Origin of the sequence: Streptomyces sp. NPDC047108, from assembly GCF_040643575.1 — a bacterium.
In the GTDB taxonomy this organism is placed as follows: Bacteria; Actinomycetota; Actinomycetes; order Streptomycetales; family Streptomycetaceae; genus Streptomyces.
Genome location: NZ_JBEYUP010000018.1, coordinates 124,811 through 140,086 on the forward strand (window position 1 = coordinate 124,811; position 15,276 = coordinate 140,086).

General features: G+C 70.9%; 16 protein-coding genes. 5 read left to right on the forward strand and 11 right to left on the reverse strand.

Features of this window, described 5'->3' with window-relative positions:
• Position 1: 1 nt before the first annotated feature.
• The gene (gene kdpF, locus ABZ822_RS26700; protein ID WP_360859382.1) at positions 2-91 is read right to left on the reverse strand and encodes a K(+)-transporting ATPase subunit F; all 90 of its coding nucleotides are present in this window, start codon (positions 89-91) and stop codon (positions 2-4) included.
• Positions 92-564: 473 nt separating this feature from the next.
• On the opposite strand from kdpF, the gene ABZ822_RS26705 reads away from it, so the two are divergent.
• The gene (locus tag ABZ822_RS26705) at positions 565-1,071 is read left to right on the forward strand and encodes a hypothetical protein (RefSeq protein ID WP_360859385.1); all 507 of its coding nucleotides are present in this window, start codon (positions 565-567) and stop codon (positions 1,069-1,071) included.
• A 16-nt stretch (positions 1,072-1,087) separates the two neighbouring features.
• Here ABZ822_RS26705 and ABZ822_RS26710 read toward each other — a convergent pair whose 3' ends face one another.
• Complete coding sequence (locus tag ABZ822_RS26710; RefSeq protein WP_360859388.1) at positions 1,088-1,729, reverse strand: MBL fold metallo-hydrolase; 642 nt, start codon at positions 1,727-1,729, stop codon at positions 1,088-1,090.
• A 97-nt stretch (positions 1,730-1,826) separates the two neighbouring features.
• Entirely contained in the window at positions 1,827-2,225 is a 399-nt protein-coding gene (locus ABZ822_RS26715; RefSeq protein WP_360859391.1) for a helix-turn-helix domain-containing protein, read from the reverse strand.
• A gap of 64 nt (positions 2,226-2,289) precedes the next feature.
• Here ABZ822_RS26715 and ABZ822_RS26720 point away from each other — a divergent pair, with 64 nt between their 5' ends.
• On the forward strand, positions 2,290-3,153 hold the full coding sequence (locus ABZ822_RS26720) for an NAD(P)H-binding protein (protein ID WP_360859394.1): 864 nt from the start codon (positions 2,290-2,292) through the stop codon (positions 3,151-3,153).
• Positions 3,154-3,310: 157 nt separating this feature from the next.
• Here ABZ822_RS26720 and ABZ822_RS26725 read toward each other — a convergent pair whose 3' ends face one another.
• From ABZ822_RS26725 to ABZ822_RS26750, 6 genes are all read right to left on the reverse strand, one after another.
• Positions 3,311-3,595: a hypothetical protein gene (locus ABZ822_RS26725; RefSeq protein WP_360859397.1), complete on the reverse strand. Its 285-nt coding sequence runs from the start codon at positions 3,593-3,595 to the stop codon at positions 3,311-3,313.
• A 199-nt stretch (positions 3,596-3,794) separates the two neighbouring features.
• Positions 3,795-4,337, reverse strand: a complete 543-nt coding sequence (locus ABZ822_RS26730; protein ID WP_360859400.1) for an AAA family ATPase — start codon at positions 4,335-4,337, stop codon at positions 3,795-3,797.
• Positions 4,338-4,431: 94 nt separating this feature from the next.
• Positions 4,432-5,904: a penicillin-binding protein 2 gene (locus tag ABZ822_RS26735; protein WP_360859402.1), complete on the reverse strand. Its 1,473-nt coding sequence runs from the start codon at positions 5,902-5,904 to the stop codon at positions 4,432-4,434.
• A gap of 381 nt (positions 5,905-6,285) precedes the next feature.
• Positions 6,286-7,155 carry a polysaccharide deacetylase family protein gene (locus ABZ822_RS26740; protein ID WP_360859405.1) on the reverse strand — a complete coding sequence of 290 codons (870 nt, stop codon included), beginning with the start codon at positions 7,153-7,155 and terminating at the stop codon, positions 6,286-6,288.
• Positions 7,156-7,398: 243 nt separating this feature from the next.
• The gene (locus ABZ822_RS26745; protein ID WP_360859408.1) at positions 7,399-8,250 is read right to left on the reverse strand and encodes a GNAT family N-acetyltransferase; all 852 of its coding nucleotides are present in this window, start codon (positions 8,248-8,250) and stop codon (positions 7,399-7,401) included.
• Between the two features lie 52 nt (positions 8,251-8,302).
• Positions 8,303-9,139 (reverse strand): poly-gamma-glutamate hydrolase family protein, encoded by an 837-nt coding sequence (locus ABZ822_RS26750; protein WP_360859411.1) that lies wholly within the window; start codon positions 9,137-9,139, stop codon positions 8,303-8,305.
• Between the two features lie 277 nt (positions 9,140-9,416).
• On the opposite strand from ABZ822_RS26750, the gene ABZ822_RS26755 reads away from it, so the two are divergent.
• Positions 9,417-10,367: a hypothetical protein gene (locus tag ABZ822_RS26755; RefSeq protein WP_360859413.1), complete on the forward strand. Its 951-nt coding sequence runs from the start codon at positions 9,417-9,419 to the stop codon at positions 10,365-10,367.
• Positions 10,368-10,558: 191 nt separating this feature from the next.
• Here the strand turns inward: ABZ822_RS26755 and ABZ822_RS26760 are convergent, their stop codons facing one another.
• Positions 10,559-10,984, reverse strand: coding sequence for a VOC family protein (locus ABZ822_RS26760; RefSeq protein ID WP_360859415.1), 426 nt, complete (start codon positions 10,982-10,984; stop codon positions 10,559-10,561).
• Between the two features lie 188 nt (positions 10,985-11,172).
• Positions 11,173-12,456, reverse strand: a complete 1,284-nt coding sequence (locus tag ABZ822_RS26765) for an acyltransferase (protein WP_360859418.1) — start codon at positions 12,454-12,456, stop codon at positions 11,173-11,175.
• Positions 12,457-13,168: 712 nt separating this feature from the next.
• On the opposite strand from ABZ822_RS26765, the gene ABZ822_RS26770 reads away from it, so the two are divergent.
• Both ABZ822_RS26770 and ABZ822_RS26775 read left to right on the forward strand, forming a co-directional pair.
• Complete coding sequence (locus ABZ822_RS26770; RefSeq protein WP_360859421.1) at positions 13,169-14,368, forward strand: hypothetical protein; 1,200 nt, start codon at positions 13,169-13,171, stop codon at positions 14,366-14,368.
• Positions 14,369-14,507: 139 nt separating this feature from the next.
• Positions 14,508-15,182 carry a hypothetical protein gene (locus ABZ822_RS26775; RefSeq protein WP_360859424.1) on the forward strand — a complete coding sequence of 225 codons (675 nt, stop codon included), beginning with the start codon at positions 14,508-14,510 and terminating at the stop codon, positions 15,180-15,182.
• Positions 15,183-15,276: the final 94 nt, after the last annotated feature.

A 15,276-nucleotide genomic window follows, 5' to 3' on the forward strand; every position in this document is an offset into this window, starting at 1 on the left:
CTCAGAACCTCTCCGGCTTGACGAGGGCGAGGACGAGATAGCCCAGCAGGGCGGCGGCCACGACCAGGCCGACGATGTTCTCGGTGGTCACAGCTTCGCCACCCCCTTGGCGATGAGCGCCACCAGCGCGAAGACCGCAAGCGTGGTGACGACGAAGGCCACGTCGGCCATCGTGAGCTCCTGAAAGGTTCGGCTTGATCTGACCTCTCGAGGAAACCTCCCCGCGCATCGGTTCGTGCGGGTCGTTGACGGCCCTCTAACGGCCGCGGCGGCCGCTTTGACGACTCTCTGACGCCGGCCCCGGCGAACTGCGCCGAAGGCCCGGAAGTACGGGGTGGTACGACCACCGCCCACGAGGGACCGGGACGCTTTCCGGTCACCGCGGACGGGGGCGGCCGATCGGCTGTGGCGGCTCTCCGGCAGCGCGGATCTCCGGCACTCCGAGCGGTCGGCGATGCGAAACGGCAGCACGAGGAACCGGCCGGGACGGCGGCACGGTGGTCCGGCGACAGGGCTGGGGTGTCGTTGCGTCAGAAGCCCACCGGAGCAGGGATGATGGCGCCCATGCGCGTGCGGGAGTGGTCGGTGGCTCTGGGGCGACTGCTGCTGCCCCTGAACCACCCGGAACATGCGGTCTACGGCACGGTCATCACCGGGGCGGTCCTGGCCGCGTACTCGGATCCGCCCGTGCACCTCGAAGACGTGCTGGTCAACGTCCCGGCGACCGTGGTGATCTACTGGCTCGCGCACGTCTATGCGGAGGGTCTGGTGCGCGCCGAGCGGGGCGTGCCGTTCTCGGGGCGGCGGTTGCCGGCCACGATGCGCTCGCAGTCGGGGATCATCCAGTCCGCCCTGGCCCCGATGCTGGTACTCCTGCTGGCCGTGCTGTGCGGCGCGACGTCCACCGTCGCTCTGGAGATCGCCGTCTACTTCACGGTGCTGCTGCTCGGCAGCTTCGGCGTGGTCGGCGCGCGACGGGGCGGCCTCCGGGGCAGACCGTTGATCGTGTCCGCGCTCCTCGCCACGTTTCTCGGATTGATCGTGGTCGCCTTGAAGGCATCGGTCGACTAGGGACCGGCGTGCGCCGTCACAGGGTGGCGAGCTCGGCGGTCTCGCCGGGGGCGAGGAGCCGGTACGGGATGCGGGGTTGCAGCGCGGCGATGATCCGCCCGTACTCCACGGCGCCGGGCTCGCGCAGCAGACCGTCGTGCACGCCCATCGTCGTGCGCGGCGCGACCTCGGCCACGTAGTCGACGACGTCCGCGACGTCGAGCCACGGGGTGTGGACGGGGAGCATGAGGGTGTCGACCGGTGCGTCGGGGACGGTCAGGGCGTCTCCGGGGTGGAAGACCGAACCGTCCAGGAAGAAGCCGGTGTTGGCGCTGCGCGGGACCGCCGGGTGGATCTCCCCGTGCAGTGTGCCGTGCGCCTCGACGACGAATCCTGCCGCGGTGAAGGTGTCCCCGTCTCCTACGACGGTGACGCGGTCCCGGTGGCCGGTCAGGCGCTCTGCCACCGAGCGGATCGTCCACACGTGCAGTGCCGGGTCGGCTTCCAGAGCGCTGCGCAGTCGTCCCTCGTCGAAGTGGTCCCAGTGCTCGTGGGTGATGAGCACCGCGTCGGCTCCGTCGAGGGCTTCGGGCTCGGTGAGTTCCCCCGGGTCGATGACGACGGACTGTCCGTCCTTCTCCAGCCGGGCACAGGCGTGTCCCCACTTCGTGACCTGCACGAGCCCTCAACTCCCTTGTCCGGAACCGTCGGACGGATCCGGCCGCCCTCGGGGTGTTCCACCACTCTGCGCGGCGTCCGGTCCGACCGGGAGGGGTTCACGGCTTCGCTGTCGCGGCCGGTATCGAGTGTGTCGGCTCCGCAGCGGATGGACCGTCCGATCCCGGTTCGGCGAGGGAGTCGGGGAGGGAATTCCCCCACTCCGCCATCGCGTCGAGCACCCCTCGCAGCCCCTGACCGAGCGGCGTGAGCTCGTACTCCACGCGTGGCGGCACCTCGGGATGGACGGAGCGGATCACGATCCCGTACGCCTCGAACCTGCGCAGGCGGCTGGTCAGGGTGTGGGGACTGATGCCGGGCAGCGCGTCGCGCAGCTGGGAGAAACGGCGCTTGCCCGGCAGCAGTTCGCGCACGATCAGGGTCGCCCACGGTCCTTCCAGGACGGTCAGGAACCGGGCGACCCCGCAGTCGGGCAGCGGCGGTATGTGCGGTGTCACAGTTCCGACGCTACCCCAATAGTGCAGTTGATGTAACCAGTGCATCGTATGCACTAATGACGCCATGAGCTATGTGATCCATGGCGCCACGGGCGCCCAAGGCACTCCTGTCCTGAACCGGCTGAAGGCCGCCGGGAAGCCGGTGGTCGCGGCGGCCCGGAAGGCGGGCACCGCCGACGACGGCACCCCGGTCGTCGCCGCGCGCTACTCCTCCGTCGACGAGCTGACGGCCGCTTACGAGGGCGCCGACGGCGTGTTCGTGCACCTGCCGATCGGCCCCGAGGAGGAGCGTGCGGCGTACGCGGGCACCATCGTCGCCGCGCTCTCCGTGGCGCGGCCCGGCCGGGTGGTGGTCTCCACCAGCGGCGCGGTCGTCGACAGCCCCGGCTCACCGCTCCAGGCCGGGGCAGACGCCGCCGTCCCCACCCTGATACGCGGGCTGGAGGAGACCGGTCTGTCGTACGCGGTGATCGCTCCGCGGCTGTTCCTGGAGAACCTCCTGCTGCCGCCCGTCCTCGACGCCGTCCGTGCCGAAGGGGTGCTGCGCTACCCGCTCCGCGCGGACTTCCCCGTCTCCTGGTCCTCGCACCTGGACAACGCCGATGCCGCGGCCGCGCTGTTCGACCGTACCGACATCACCGGCACCGTCGCCGTCGGACAGCATCCGGGCCTGACCGGACCTGACATCGCCGCGGCCTTCGGCGCCCACATCGGCCGGACGGTCTCCTACGAGCCCATCACCCCCGAGGAGTTCGGCCGTCAGCTCTCCCCCGTCATCGGAGCCGGCGGGGCCGCGGGCGTCGCCGGTCTCTACGCGTGGTTCGCCACCGCGACGGAGAACACGATCGCCGCCGACAACAGCGCCCAGCGCATCCTGGGCCTGAAGCCGCGCAGCGCGCACCAGTGGCTCGAAGAGGTCGGCCGGTAGCGGCCGTTCACCGGGTGAGTCGACGCGCCCGGCACGGCGTCCCCGGGACCGTCCGGGATCCCGGGGACGCCGCCGCGCGGGCGTGGACGGCCGCCCGCGGGCCCCGGCGGAGACGTCCGACTCCGACGGGGAGGACATACGGAGGACGTACGCGCTCCTAGTCCTGACGCGGCACGACGAACGCCACCGAGATGTCGATGTCCGCGTCGCGCCGCCTGCGCCGGGCCTTCGCCGTCACGGCGTCGCGAATGGCGGCATGGAACGCCTCGTCCGCGGTGGGGGCACAGGTGACGAAGGTGTGGGTTCCCGGATGGCCGTCCGCCGTGATGATCGGCAGCGTCACGTCCCACCACCCCGTCTCGGACCCCTCCAGGGCCCCGTACCCCTCCACCGGAACGACCGTCGCATGCGCGCGCCCGGAAAGTTCGAAGAACTCGTCCATGGCGTACCTCCCCGCCGTCACGACGCACCTCCGCGTACGGCGCACAGGAGGAACGCTGGCACGACACACCCTGCCCAACGGGCGAGGCCCCGCACATCCGGCCGTGGCAGACACCCGCTGCACCCGGAGGAGACACCGCGCGCACCACGCCGTACTCTTCGGGGAGTACGAAGCCCCTGACCTGCGCGGATGCAGAGGCTCAGGGGCGATCCAGACGGGCCGCCGCCGCGAGGACCGCTTCGGTCCGCCGCTCCAGCGGCCCGGTCGCTTCGAGGATCGGCAGGTCGCTCCAGGCGCCGAGCGGATCGTCGTGGACGAGGCCCAGCAGCGCGTCGTTCACGGTCTGCCGGAGGCGGGGCAGGTCCGCCTCCGGCAGGAAGCGTTCCGTCTCGGCCGTGATCGGCAGTACGACCAGGAGGTCCAGGCTCGCCATGGCCGACTCCAGTACGTCCGGGTCCGCCTCCTCCTCGACGTCATGGCCGTACGCCGCCAGGTAGGCGAGGAAGTCCACCGGTGTGCGGTCGAAGACGATCCGCTCCGCGGGTGAGCGCAGCAGGAGCAGGGATCGCCTCAGCTGCACGCGGTAGTCATCGGGCGATGGCGGATGGCCGAAGAGGTGGCCCTCCTCCTCGAGCAGGAGGTAGGGCTCCTCGACGGAACCGTGGCCGGGCAGGCGGGCGCAGACGTCCTCGATGAGGGTCGTCTTCCCCGTTCCATGGGTGCCGGATACGCCGATGCGCACCTGAGCCCTCCTCGTCAGGTCCGGTACTCCGGGCTACGGATTCCGGCTTCGGTTCGCAGCCCCGACCCTGTATGCATACCGGAGATCGGCTCGGCTACTGGTCGAGTACGGCCTTCATGACCGCCTTGGCGATCGGCGCGCCCAGGCGTCCGCCCGCGATCTCGGAACGGGAGATGTTCATGTCCTCGGGATCGACGAACACCGCGACCGCGACCGGTGACCCGCCGTCGGGGTTCTTGGCGTACGAGACGAACCAGGCGTACGGGCGCTCGTCCCGCACATCGGCGCCGTGCTGGGCCGTTCCGGGCTTGCCGCCGACCGTGACGCCGGGGATGCGGACCTTGTCGGCCGTCCCTTCGTCGACGGTGTGTTCCATCATCTGCTGCACCGTCTTCGCGGTCTGCGGCGAGACGGCCTGGTCCAGTTCCTCGGGTTCGTACTTCTGGACGGTCGACAGGTCCGAGCCGCGCAATTCGTCGACCAGGTAGGGCTTCATGACCTTGCCGTCGTTGGCCAGGCCGGCCGTGACCATGGCCATCTGCAGCGGCGTGGCGATCACACTGCCCTGGCCCATGCCCGTCAGTGCGGTCCCGGGCTGGTCGAGGTCCTTCGGATAGCCGCTCGCGACGGTGCGCACGGGGGTGAACTGCTCCTTGTTGAAGCCGAACTTCTCCGCCGTGTCCCGCATCTTGTCCTGGCCCAGCGTGTGGGCCGCGTCCAGGAAGACGTTGTTGCACGACCACTGCAGGGCCGTCTTCAGGGAGACGCCGTCGCACTGGGAGTTGGGGACCACGTTCCCGATCTCGGTGGTGCTCTGCGGCAGTCGGTACGGGGCCGGGGCGCCGCTCGGCTTGTCGATGTCGGTGACGGTCCCGTGCTCGAGCGCGGCGGCCGCCGTGAGGATCTTGAAGGTGGAGCCGGGCGGATAGGCCTCCCGTATCGCCCGGTTGTGCAGCGGCTTGCCCTTGTCCTTGTCCAGCTTGCGGAACGCCTCGCCCTCCTTGCCGGACAGTCCGGAGAAGACGCCGGGGTCGTACGAGGGGGTGGACGCCATCGCCAGGATCCTGCCGCTGCGCGGGTCCAGCGCCACGACGGCCCCCTTGGCGTCGAGTCGGGTCAGACCGCGGTAGGCGGCCTTCTGCGCGGCGGGGTCGATGGTGGTGATGACGTCCCCGCCCGGCTGCTTGCCGCCGGAGAGCATGTCGAGCGGATTGGTCCCGAGGCGCGGGTCGCCGCCGCTGAGCAGGTCCTTGTTCACGCCTTCGAGAAAGGTGGAGCCCTGGGCCTGGGAGAGGAAGCCGGTCACCGGCGCGTACATCGGGCCGTTGGTGTAGGTCCGCTTCCAGCGGAGGTCGGAGCCGGGGGTCTCGGTGGAACCGGTGACGGCCTTGCCGCCGACGATGATGTCGCCGAGGGGCTGGGCGAACGTGCCGATCGCCACGCGGCGGTTGTCGGGGTGCTCGGAGAGCTCCTTGTGGTCGACGAACTGCACCCAGGTCGCCCGTGCCAGCACCGCCATGGCCAGCACCCCGCAGAAGACGGCTATGTGGCGTATGGTCCGGTTCACGACGCCACCTCGGTGGCGTCGGCGTCGCCGCGGCGGGCGGGGTGTCCGGTGATCATCATCGGTCCTTCCTCCATGTACGGGTGCGTGCGCGGTCGTGGACGGGCGACTGGAATTGGCGCAGAACATGACAAATAACGCCAACACGGTGAACGCCCCACACCGGGCATACCTGTACTGAAGGAGTCCCCCGTCCCCGAACTGGTTCCGGCCGTCCGCATCACGGACGCGAGCCGGAACGCTCCGCCACCCTCACGCAGGGCGCGGCATACGAGCCAATGCGCCCTCGCACGCCTTCATGCCGAATCGGCATACGGCGACGGGGCCCCACCCGTGCGGGCGGGGCCCCGTCGCTGCATCATCCGGTCGGCGGCGCCTGCCGTTTCACCACAGCCGGAGCGGCAGACCGGGACCGGAACGCATCGCGGCCGACGCGGAGTCCCAGGGCACCAGCGCGGGCATCAGCACGCCCGCGTCGCGCTGTTGCGTGACGGCCGGTGCGGCCGGGGCCGTGAGAAGCGTGCGCAGGTCGACGATCTCGTAACCACGCGCCCGTACGGCGTCGATGATCTCGGGGAGGGCGTCCGCGTCGAGGACAGGACCCTGGCCGGTGCCCTGACCGACATGCATCTGAATGATCTCGCCCGGCGTGAGGGCGGCCAGAGCGCGGTCGACGACCTTCTCCACGGTCATCCCGCCGGCGGGCCCCAGGTAGCCGTTGGTGTCGGTGGTCCACTCGATGTCGGCGTACCCCAGCGAGTTGACCTCGGCGATCTGCGTGGGGGTGGTGTCGCCGTAGGGGAAGCGGAAGAAGGGCAGCGGTTCGGTGCCGGCGGCCACACGCACGGCGTCGTCGGCGGCGTTGACCTCCGCGGCGCGTCCGGCGGGGGTGAGGGAGCCGAAGTGCGGGTGGGTGTGGGAGTGGTTCCCGAGCCCGTGGCCCGCCGCGGCGATGCGCCGGACGGCGTCGGGGAGGCGCTCGGCGAAGTCGCCCGTGGGGAAGAAGGTGGCGGAGGCCTTCTCCTCACGCAGGACGGACAGCACGGCGTCCAGGCCCTCGTCGTTCCAAGCCGCGTTGAAGGTGAGCGCGACGACCTTCTCCTGGGTCGGCATGGTGCGGATCGCCGAGCCGAACAGGTGCTCCGGTACAGGCCGCTCATCGCCGACGGCGGCGGTCGGCGCGAGCAGGGCGGCCACGAGCGGCAGGGCGACGCAGCCCCGGCGCAGCGAACGGGAGAGACGAAGAATCACCATGAAAAGGGACCGTACCGGCATTTTTCGCCGCTGGGCGGTGGGCGCGCGGGCGGCGGCGAGGTGCCTACGCGGGCCGCTCGCCCGATTCCCCGGAGTTTCCGCCGTGCCCTCATATGGAAATGGGTGACGTCTTTCCTTCCGGCCGGTTCCACCATGCGTGGTACCGCTCGCAGCTCGCTCTCTTCATCAGCTTCGGGAGCCCTGTTCGGAATTCATCGCCGGGTGCGGAATTGCGTCCGCCCGTCACATCTGCTTCACCAGGACGGCGCGGGTGTAGAGAAAGTGGAATCCCTGGCGCTGTGCGTTCTCCTGGGATTTCGAACCAGGCTGGGTGGTGATGACGGCGATGTCGCAGCCCGCCGCGGCTGCGTCGGCGAGCCGGGCCGTCAGGAGGGCGGTCTGCACGCCGCGACGGCGGTGCGCGGGTGCCGTTGCCGCGCCGGTGAGCTGAGCGACGCCCTCGGCCGTACGGAAGCTGGCCCCGCCGACCACGGCGCCCTCGCGTACGGCGCTGTAGCGCCTCATTCCGGCGGCGCCGACCAGGTCGCGGACGGCAGCGGCGACGACGTCGTACGGGAACTCCTCGTGCGCGGGCACGCCTTGGGTGTCGGGGTGCGCGAACCCGTCGACCACGACCTCCAGCCAGCGCTCGAACTCCGCGTCGTCGCTGAGCCTGACCTCGATGCCTTCGGGTTCGACGCGCCGCTGCTCACCGGTCAGGGGGAGGCCGAGCACGTTCTCGTACGAGGTGAGGCGGTAGCCGCGTCCCGTCAGGAGTTCGCCGATGGCGGGATCGGCGAGGTGGGCCAGCTCCACCAGGACGGGGGCGCCGCGGTCGGCGTACGCGCGCTCGATCTCGTCGAGCGCGGCCGCATCGGGTACGCCGCCGAATCCGAGTCCGGCGACTTTGTTGAGCGGCGAGTGGTCTTCGGCGAAGGACGCCACTCCACCTGACAGCGGTGTGAGAAATCCCGCGCCCTCTCCCTTGCGGCGATGGGCGGCCTCGCTGCCTTTCGTGACGAGTTGTGTCTCGGCCCGCTCGATGCGTTCCGCCAAGTCGGTGTCACAGAAAAGCGGCAGTCGATTCGCGTCCATCCGGGAAGGCTACAGCGGACGCCGCTTCCGGTGCCTCCGAATTCAGTGGCGTTCAGTTCTCGTGGTCGCGGATCGCTCCGCGCACGGCGGTGCAGAACGTGCCGAACCAGGCACCGGAGTCGTCGTAGGTCGCGCGGCGCTTCGCCGGGCTCGACGCATCGCCGAACATCGCGTCGCGCAGCTCGGCCGTCATCTCCAGCTGGACGCCGCGACCGGTGGAGGTGCGGTTGACGATGTTGGCGGTGTCCCCGCCGTCCAGGCCGGGGACGTCGTCGCCGTCGAGCACGGTGATCTGCGTCGAGGTGAAGGATCCGCGGATCGCCTGCTTCACCGCGGACCTGAGCCGCGCGTCCCGGCCGCCGACGACCACGGCCCGGTTCTTGCTCCGCGCGAGGTCGACCGGTCCGTCGGCCAGCTGCTCGGCGCGGCAGCCGTGCAGCGAGACCGCGAAGTCGCTCCGGCGCACCAGGGCGAGTGCGACGGGGTCGTCGCAGTGCGCCGAGGTCACATGGAGGGCGGAATTGCCGGAGCTGCGGAGCCCTTCGAACATCCAGTAGCCGTAGGCGGCGCCGGGGAACAGCGCCTCACCCGGCCGCTCCGGTCGGCAGCCCGCGATGCCCAGGCACAGTTCGCTGGTTCCGGCCTCGATGCCTCCGCCGTGCGGGGCGAGGACGGCGGTGCGGACGGGCCCGGAGGGCTGCCGGGACCGCCGGGCCCAGTCGATGCCCTCGCGGTCGGCCAGCTTCCGGTACAGCTCGGTGTTGGATGCGTAGCGGTCGGCCGCCGCTCCGGCGGCGTCGCCCCGGTCGGCGACGACGGTGAGGAAGGGCACTCCCGCTGCCGCGGCCACCGCCGCGGTGAGGATCGATCGACGTCCGATGTCAGCCACGGCCTCAGCCTCGCATTCCCTGCCGGGCCGTTCCAGATCCCGTGGCGAAGTTGAGTACACGCCCCCCACCTGGTGAGCAGTGTGCCGAGCGGGTCGCCGAGAGGGCTGCGGCCGGGGGCGCTTTCCGGTCATGTGCCCTGCACAGGTCATGCATTACTCATGTGCCCCGCCCGATGGTCCCGTTAGCGTCCCCCGCACGTCGGACGTGCCCGCCCGGCCGGGGCTCGGCGGGTGCGTCCGGCCGCCACCGTCCCGGACCCTACGAAAAGAGTGACGCATGCGGCGCCGGCGTCTTGCCCTCGCGACATCGTTCGTGGCCACCACGTGTCTCGCGACCATGCTGACCCTGCCCTCCACGGCGGAGGCCGCGCCGAGCGACGCGGAGCTCGCCCAGCGCTGGGCACCCGTCCACTACCAGGACACCGCCGACAGCAACGCGGCCGCGGACTACCTTTCCATGGTCCAGTACGACGGCGACTGGGACACCCTCAACAACCAGCAGTCGCTGGCCACGCACCAGGACCGGCTCAGCGCGACCGTCTACTACTCCGTCGTGGAGACGGGCACGCACTGGTTCATCACGTACGGCTACTACCACCCGCGGGACTGGAAGCGCTTCGGCGGGCACGAGAACGACATGGAAGGCGTGATGGAGGTCGTCCGCAAGGACGGCACGCCGTACGGGACGCTCGAGGCGATGATCTCGCAGGCGCACAACCACTACTACTCGTACGTTCCGCGCGGGGGGACGTGGACCGAGGGCCGGGAGAGCATCGACGGCGAACTGCTCACGCAGCCCCACGAAGGCAACTCCCACCCGACCAGCTTCCAGGAGGCGAAGGGACACGGCGCCTACCGTTGGGACGGCGAGGAGTTCGGCGGCGGCGACGGCATCGTCTACTACCCCGGTCCGCCCGGGGTGCCCGGTGAGGTGCCGGAGAACGGCAACGACCGTTCCGTGCAGTACCAGTTGGTGGACTTCTTCGCCCCGGGTGGCTTGTGGGACCGCCGCGACGATCCGGAGACCTATGCGAAATTCGGATCCTTCCGCGGCGACGACGGCAGCGACAACGCCGCGAGCCCGCCGTGGGGATGGGACGACAAGGACGACGGCAGCGACCTGCAGAGGGGCAGCATCACCACCGATCCCGCTCGTCTGATCGACGCCTATTTCGGCAACAAGGGCGACTTCTCGCTGGACTACGTGCGCAATCCGTACGCGGAGTGAAGGGGCTTCCTCACCGTTCTCCGTAGTGTCAGCCCTCTTCCGCCCTGGCCCCGGCCGCATCGTGCGACCGGGGCCAGGACCCATGAAGGAGCCTTCCTCCGTCCCGGGTCCGGCAGCGCGCGCACCGCGAACGGGCGTCCATGGCGGACGCAACGGGCGCCCGTGGGTGAACGATCGACGCCGTCTCGCCGTCAGACGATCGGCTGCCCGATGCCGATCATGTTCCCCTCGCTGTCACGGAACCACACGCCGCGCTCACCCCGCGCACCCTTGCTCGGGTAGTTGCCCTCGATCTCGGCGATCCCGCCCTGCGTACGCATGCCCGGCACGTCGACCTCCTCGAACACCACACCCCGCCGGGCGAGTTCGGTCACGGCTGCGTCGATGTCGTCGACCTCCCACCCCATCTGGGTGAAGGTGCCGGGAGAGGCTCCGGTGGAGCGGAAGACGACGAAGTCGGTGCCGCCGCAGCGGTAGAGGAGCCCTCCGGGTCGTTCGTCGACGGGTTCCAGTCCCAGTTTCTCGGAGTAGAAGCGGCGCGCCCGGTCCAGATCCTGGGCGGGCAGCCGGGTCGCGACGCGGCCCCGGGCCAGGACATTGCTGTCGTCTGCGGTCATGTGCCCACTGTGCCGCGAACGGTGACCGCAGAGGCGGAGGCGCCGCGTACGTGGCGGGTGCGTGCCGCGCGTGCAGGTCACTCACCGCTCACCGGTCGCGTACCGGTCGCTCACCGCTCGCGCACCGGTCGCGCACCGGTCGTCCATCGCGAGGCTATTCGGCTCGTGGAGCCTCCCCCTCCGAGAGGTCACGGCGGCCGGACGCGGCGGGCCAGTCTGCGGCCGTAGGCCTGGCCGGGAGCTTCGATGCAGCGGTGGGTCAGCACGCACAGGGGCAACAGCACGGCGCAGAACGCCGCTTCGAGCAGCAGATTATCGTGTCGCGACCGGCCGATCGTGCCGTCGGTCACCGCCAGCAGCAGCGGATGCAGCAGATAGACCGAGTAGCTGATGGTCCCGAGTCCCACCAGCAGGCGCGGAATCCGACGGTGGCGCACCGCGAGTCCGGCACCGAAGGTGAGCACGGCCAGCAGGAAGGCCAGGATCCAGCCGCGGCGCGTGAAATGGGACGCGTCGCCGTCCGCGTACGCACTCGCCACGGCGCAGGCGACCACCACCGCGGCCGCGCAGAACGCCGCCCGCCAGGTGCTCTCACCGCTCTCGGCCCGGCGGACGGCGGTGCCGAGGAACATCACCGCGAGGATCACCAGGCCCTCCCACACCGGGACCGTGCCGTTGAAGGGGACCAGGACGAGCGCCAGCACACCGCCCAGCACTCCCCCGGCCACCCGGAGCACCGGCGCCCCCGAGCTCGCGCAGCACACGGCGAGGACCAGGGCGATCGAGGCGAGCGCGATCAGCGGACCGGTGCCGATCGCGCCGGAGAGAGCGGAGACCGGCAGTGCGAACCCCGCGGCGACGCTCACCGCGGCGAGCACGGCCAGGGCGACGGCGATCGCCCCCGACCGCCGGTGGAGACGGACCGTGAAGAGGGCGACGACCAGGAGATAGAAGCCCACCTCGTACGAGAGCGTCCAGAGGACGAGCAGGAGACTGGGCGTCCCCAGCAATTCCTGGAGCAACGTGACGTGGGCGGCGGCCACTTCGAGCACGCTCTGCTCACCGAGGCCACCGCGCATCTCCACCACACCCAACAGTTCGAGGGCGACGAAGGAGACGACGACGGCCGCCCACAACGGATACATCCGGAAGGCCCGGCCGATCCAGAAACTCCGGACACAGCCGACGCGTTCGAGCGAGGCCGGGATGATGTAACCGCTCACGAGGAAGAACACCAGGACGCCGTACCGACCGGTGTTGAATTCCGGCACCACCGCGTCCCGGAATTCCCTCATGAAGGCGTATGAGGAATGCTCGAACACCACGACGAGTGCCGCGATACCGCGCAGCGCGTCCAGCCACCCCAGCCGTTCCGTAACCGGGGCGGGACCGGGTGTCGTCCAGCGCAGCCGCGCGCTGGAAATCCGCTCCAGCGGCGAACGGGCAGGGGGAAGGAATTCCTGGCTCCTCATGGCGTCCCACCCCTTGCGGTGTTCCTCTGCGCGCCTCGCATTGCGGGTACGCCTCGAAGCCGACACGTTTCGAGGAGACAGGGCCGGGCGCGCGGTGATCGGTGGAAGCGAGCCCGCATGCGCAGGCCGGCGGAGGTGCGGTCCGCATGGCAGGAGCCACGGGCGACACGACGTTCAGCTTCTGCATGAGCGAGCAGGCGCATGCCCCCCTGGCCTGCGGAACGCCCCCCAGCAGATACGGAAAAGCGTACTGCGGTCGGTCCGGATTTCCGGCCCAGGAACCCGCCGGGAACCACAGTGGAGTACCGCGTACTCATAAAGGGGAGATCAGGCAGTTCACAGCTGCGCGTGCGCCCTTTCCGTCCGTCACTCCGACGAAGGTCCACGCCTCCCGTCCGAAGAGGTAGAAGGAATGCGTACCGCCGTCCCCCGAGTAGCCACGGGATACGGCCGGGAATGCGGACGGTGCTTCAATACGCGCCGAAGACTGCGGCGGAGAAGCCGTGCGGCGGTGGACCGCGCTCGCGGACGGCCGACCCAGCGAACGCCGGATGCGCCGCACCACGATCCCGCTTGTCGTGCATCGGTCATTGCCGTCCGAAGCGGCCATGGGTGGCAAGGTTCACACTATGTCCTCATCAGAAACCTTTTGAGGGCTCCGGCAGTCTCTCTGGGCTGAGGGAGAAAAGGACGTCCGTTCTGAGGCTGACCCATGAAATTTCGGGCCGACACCAAGGCCGAAGAGAAGAAGAGCCGACTCGACCTGAGCATGGCGCAGGTCGCGGGCAGCGCGATCGCGGCCGTCGTGGCCGCGCTGCTCGCGGGAAAACTGGGGGTGTACGGGACCGTCCTGGGGGCGGGAATCGTCAGTGTCGTCGCGAGCACGGGCGGATCGGTCTTCCAGCACTTCTTCAAGCGCACCGGTGAACAGATCCGCGATGTGACGGAACAGGCCAAGCCCAAGGCGCGTCAGGTTCCGGTCGACGACGCGGACGACGACCACACCCTGGCAGGCCACGCCGGCAGCGCCGCCGATCCCACGATGGCCCTCCCCCGCCTCGGCGCCCCGCCCACCGCCGAGGCGGAGGAGGAGGACCGCACACGACTGCTCGAGCAGATCGAAGCGACGCAGATGCTGCCGCGGGCGGATCCGGCGGCGGCGGGGGACGGGGCGCACGGCTCTTCCTCGTCTTCGCCGTTCGACGCCACCACGATGCTGCCCCAGGTCCGGGAGAGCACCTCATCGGCGGACGCCACCGAGCTGATGCCTCACGCCCACGGTCGCTCCGGGCACCCCGCGGACGGACACGATCCGGCCGACGGCCCGCCCGATGCGTACACGCACGGCACCACCCACGGGACCAGACTGCGCGGCTGGAAGCGCTCGATGCTCGCCGCCCTGGCCGTGTTCGTCCTGGCCATGGGCACGATCACGGTGATCGAGCTGGTCACCGGCTCGACGGCGAGCGGCGCCGGCGGTACCACCGTCGGCCGCATCGTGGGCGGGGGCAACGGCGGCTCCGGCGGCGGTGACGACGGTCGGCAGCCCGAGGCCCCCGCGCCCTCCCCGTCGTCCAGCAGCTCCGGTTCCGGGCACGACTCGGGCGGGGCGCCGGACGGCCGGCAGTCCCCGGACCCGTCGCACAGCAAGAGCGGCGGCTCGGACGCGCCGTCGAAGCCCGGCGACGACACCGGCGGCACGGCGGGACCGTCCGGGGGCTCCACGCCGTCCGGTTCCGGCTCGTCGTCCGGTGGCGCGAGTGACGGCAGCAGTGGCAACGGCGGTACCGACGACGGGGGCACCGGCGATGGCGGCCAGGACGACGGCGGCCGGGACAGTGGTGGCGACAGCGGCCCCGGTACGGGGAACCAGCAGCACCGTTCCGAGAGCGAGGACGGCTCCGGTTCGTAGGCCGGGGCAGGTGCGGCACCGTGCCCCGCAAGCCCCGGCCACGCACACCGCCGTCCATGCGCGAGGACCGGGGCCGCGCATCAGGTCGCACCCCGGCCCCGATAGCATCCCAATCCAATCCCCCGGCAGAGAACGGCACATGAACCACCTCAGCACTCCCCCGGCACGGCGGCGCGCCGCCGCCGTGGTCGTGGGTGTGCTGCTGGCCCTGGCCGCACTGCTGGTCTGCAAGCCGTGGGCGACCGCCGCCACGTCCCGGCAGGCGCCGTCCGCTGCCGCGACGGCTCAACAGGAGGCGCACGCCCCGGCGTCGGCGGTCGCCGGACCGTACGCCGTGGGCCGGGACGAGCCCAACGACCGTACGAGCGCCGCGACGTCCCACCCCTCGGACGTCCGCTCGGCCACGGGCGCCTCCGCCAAGGCCGCCGACGTTTCGGTCGGCGACATTTCGGTCGGCGACGTTTCGGTCGGCAATGTCGAGGTCGCCGACTTCTCTGCCGCGACCACGACCACGACCACGACCACGACCACGACCGCGACCACGACCGGGACCGGGGCCGTGACCGGGGCCGCGACCGGCACCAAGGGCGAGGATCCGCCCGGCTGTCAGGACGACCGGCGCGGCGACAACGGCGCCGAGCCGTCCGTCCCGCCCCGCTCCGGGTCCTCGTACGACCACGGGCCGCTGCTCGGTGAACGAGCCGTCCCCGGCGACCGCGCCGCGGCGCAGGCCCTCGCCTGCCGTCCCGCTGTTCCGGTCCCCTCCCTGCCGGCGTCCACGCCGGTGCGGCTCTCGGTGGTGCAACGGGTGTAGACGGCGGCGGGGGGGGGGGGGGGGCCCCCCCCCCCCCCCGGGGGCCCGGGGCGGGAGCCGGGGGCGGAAGGGTGGCCGGAGCGGGCGCCGGGCC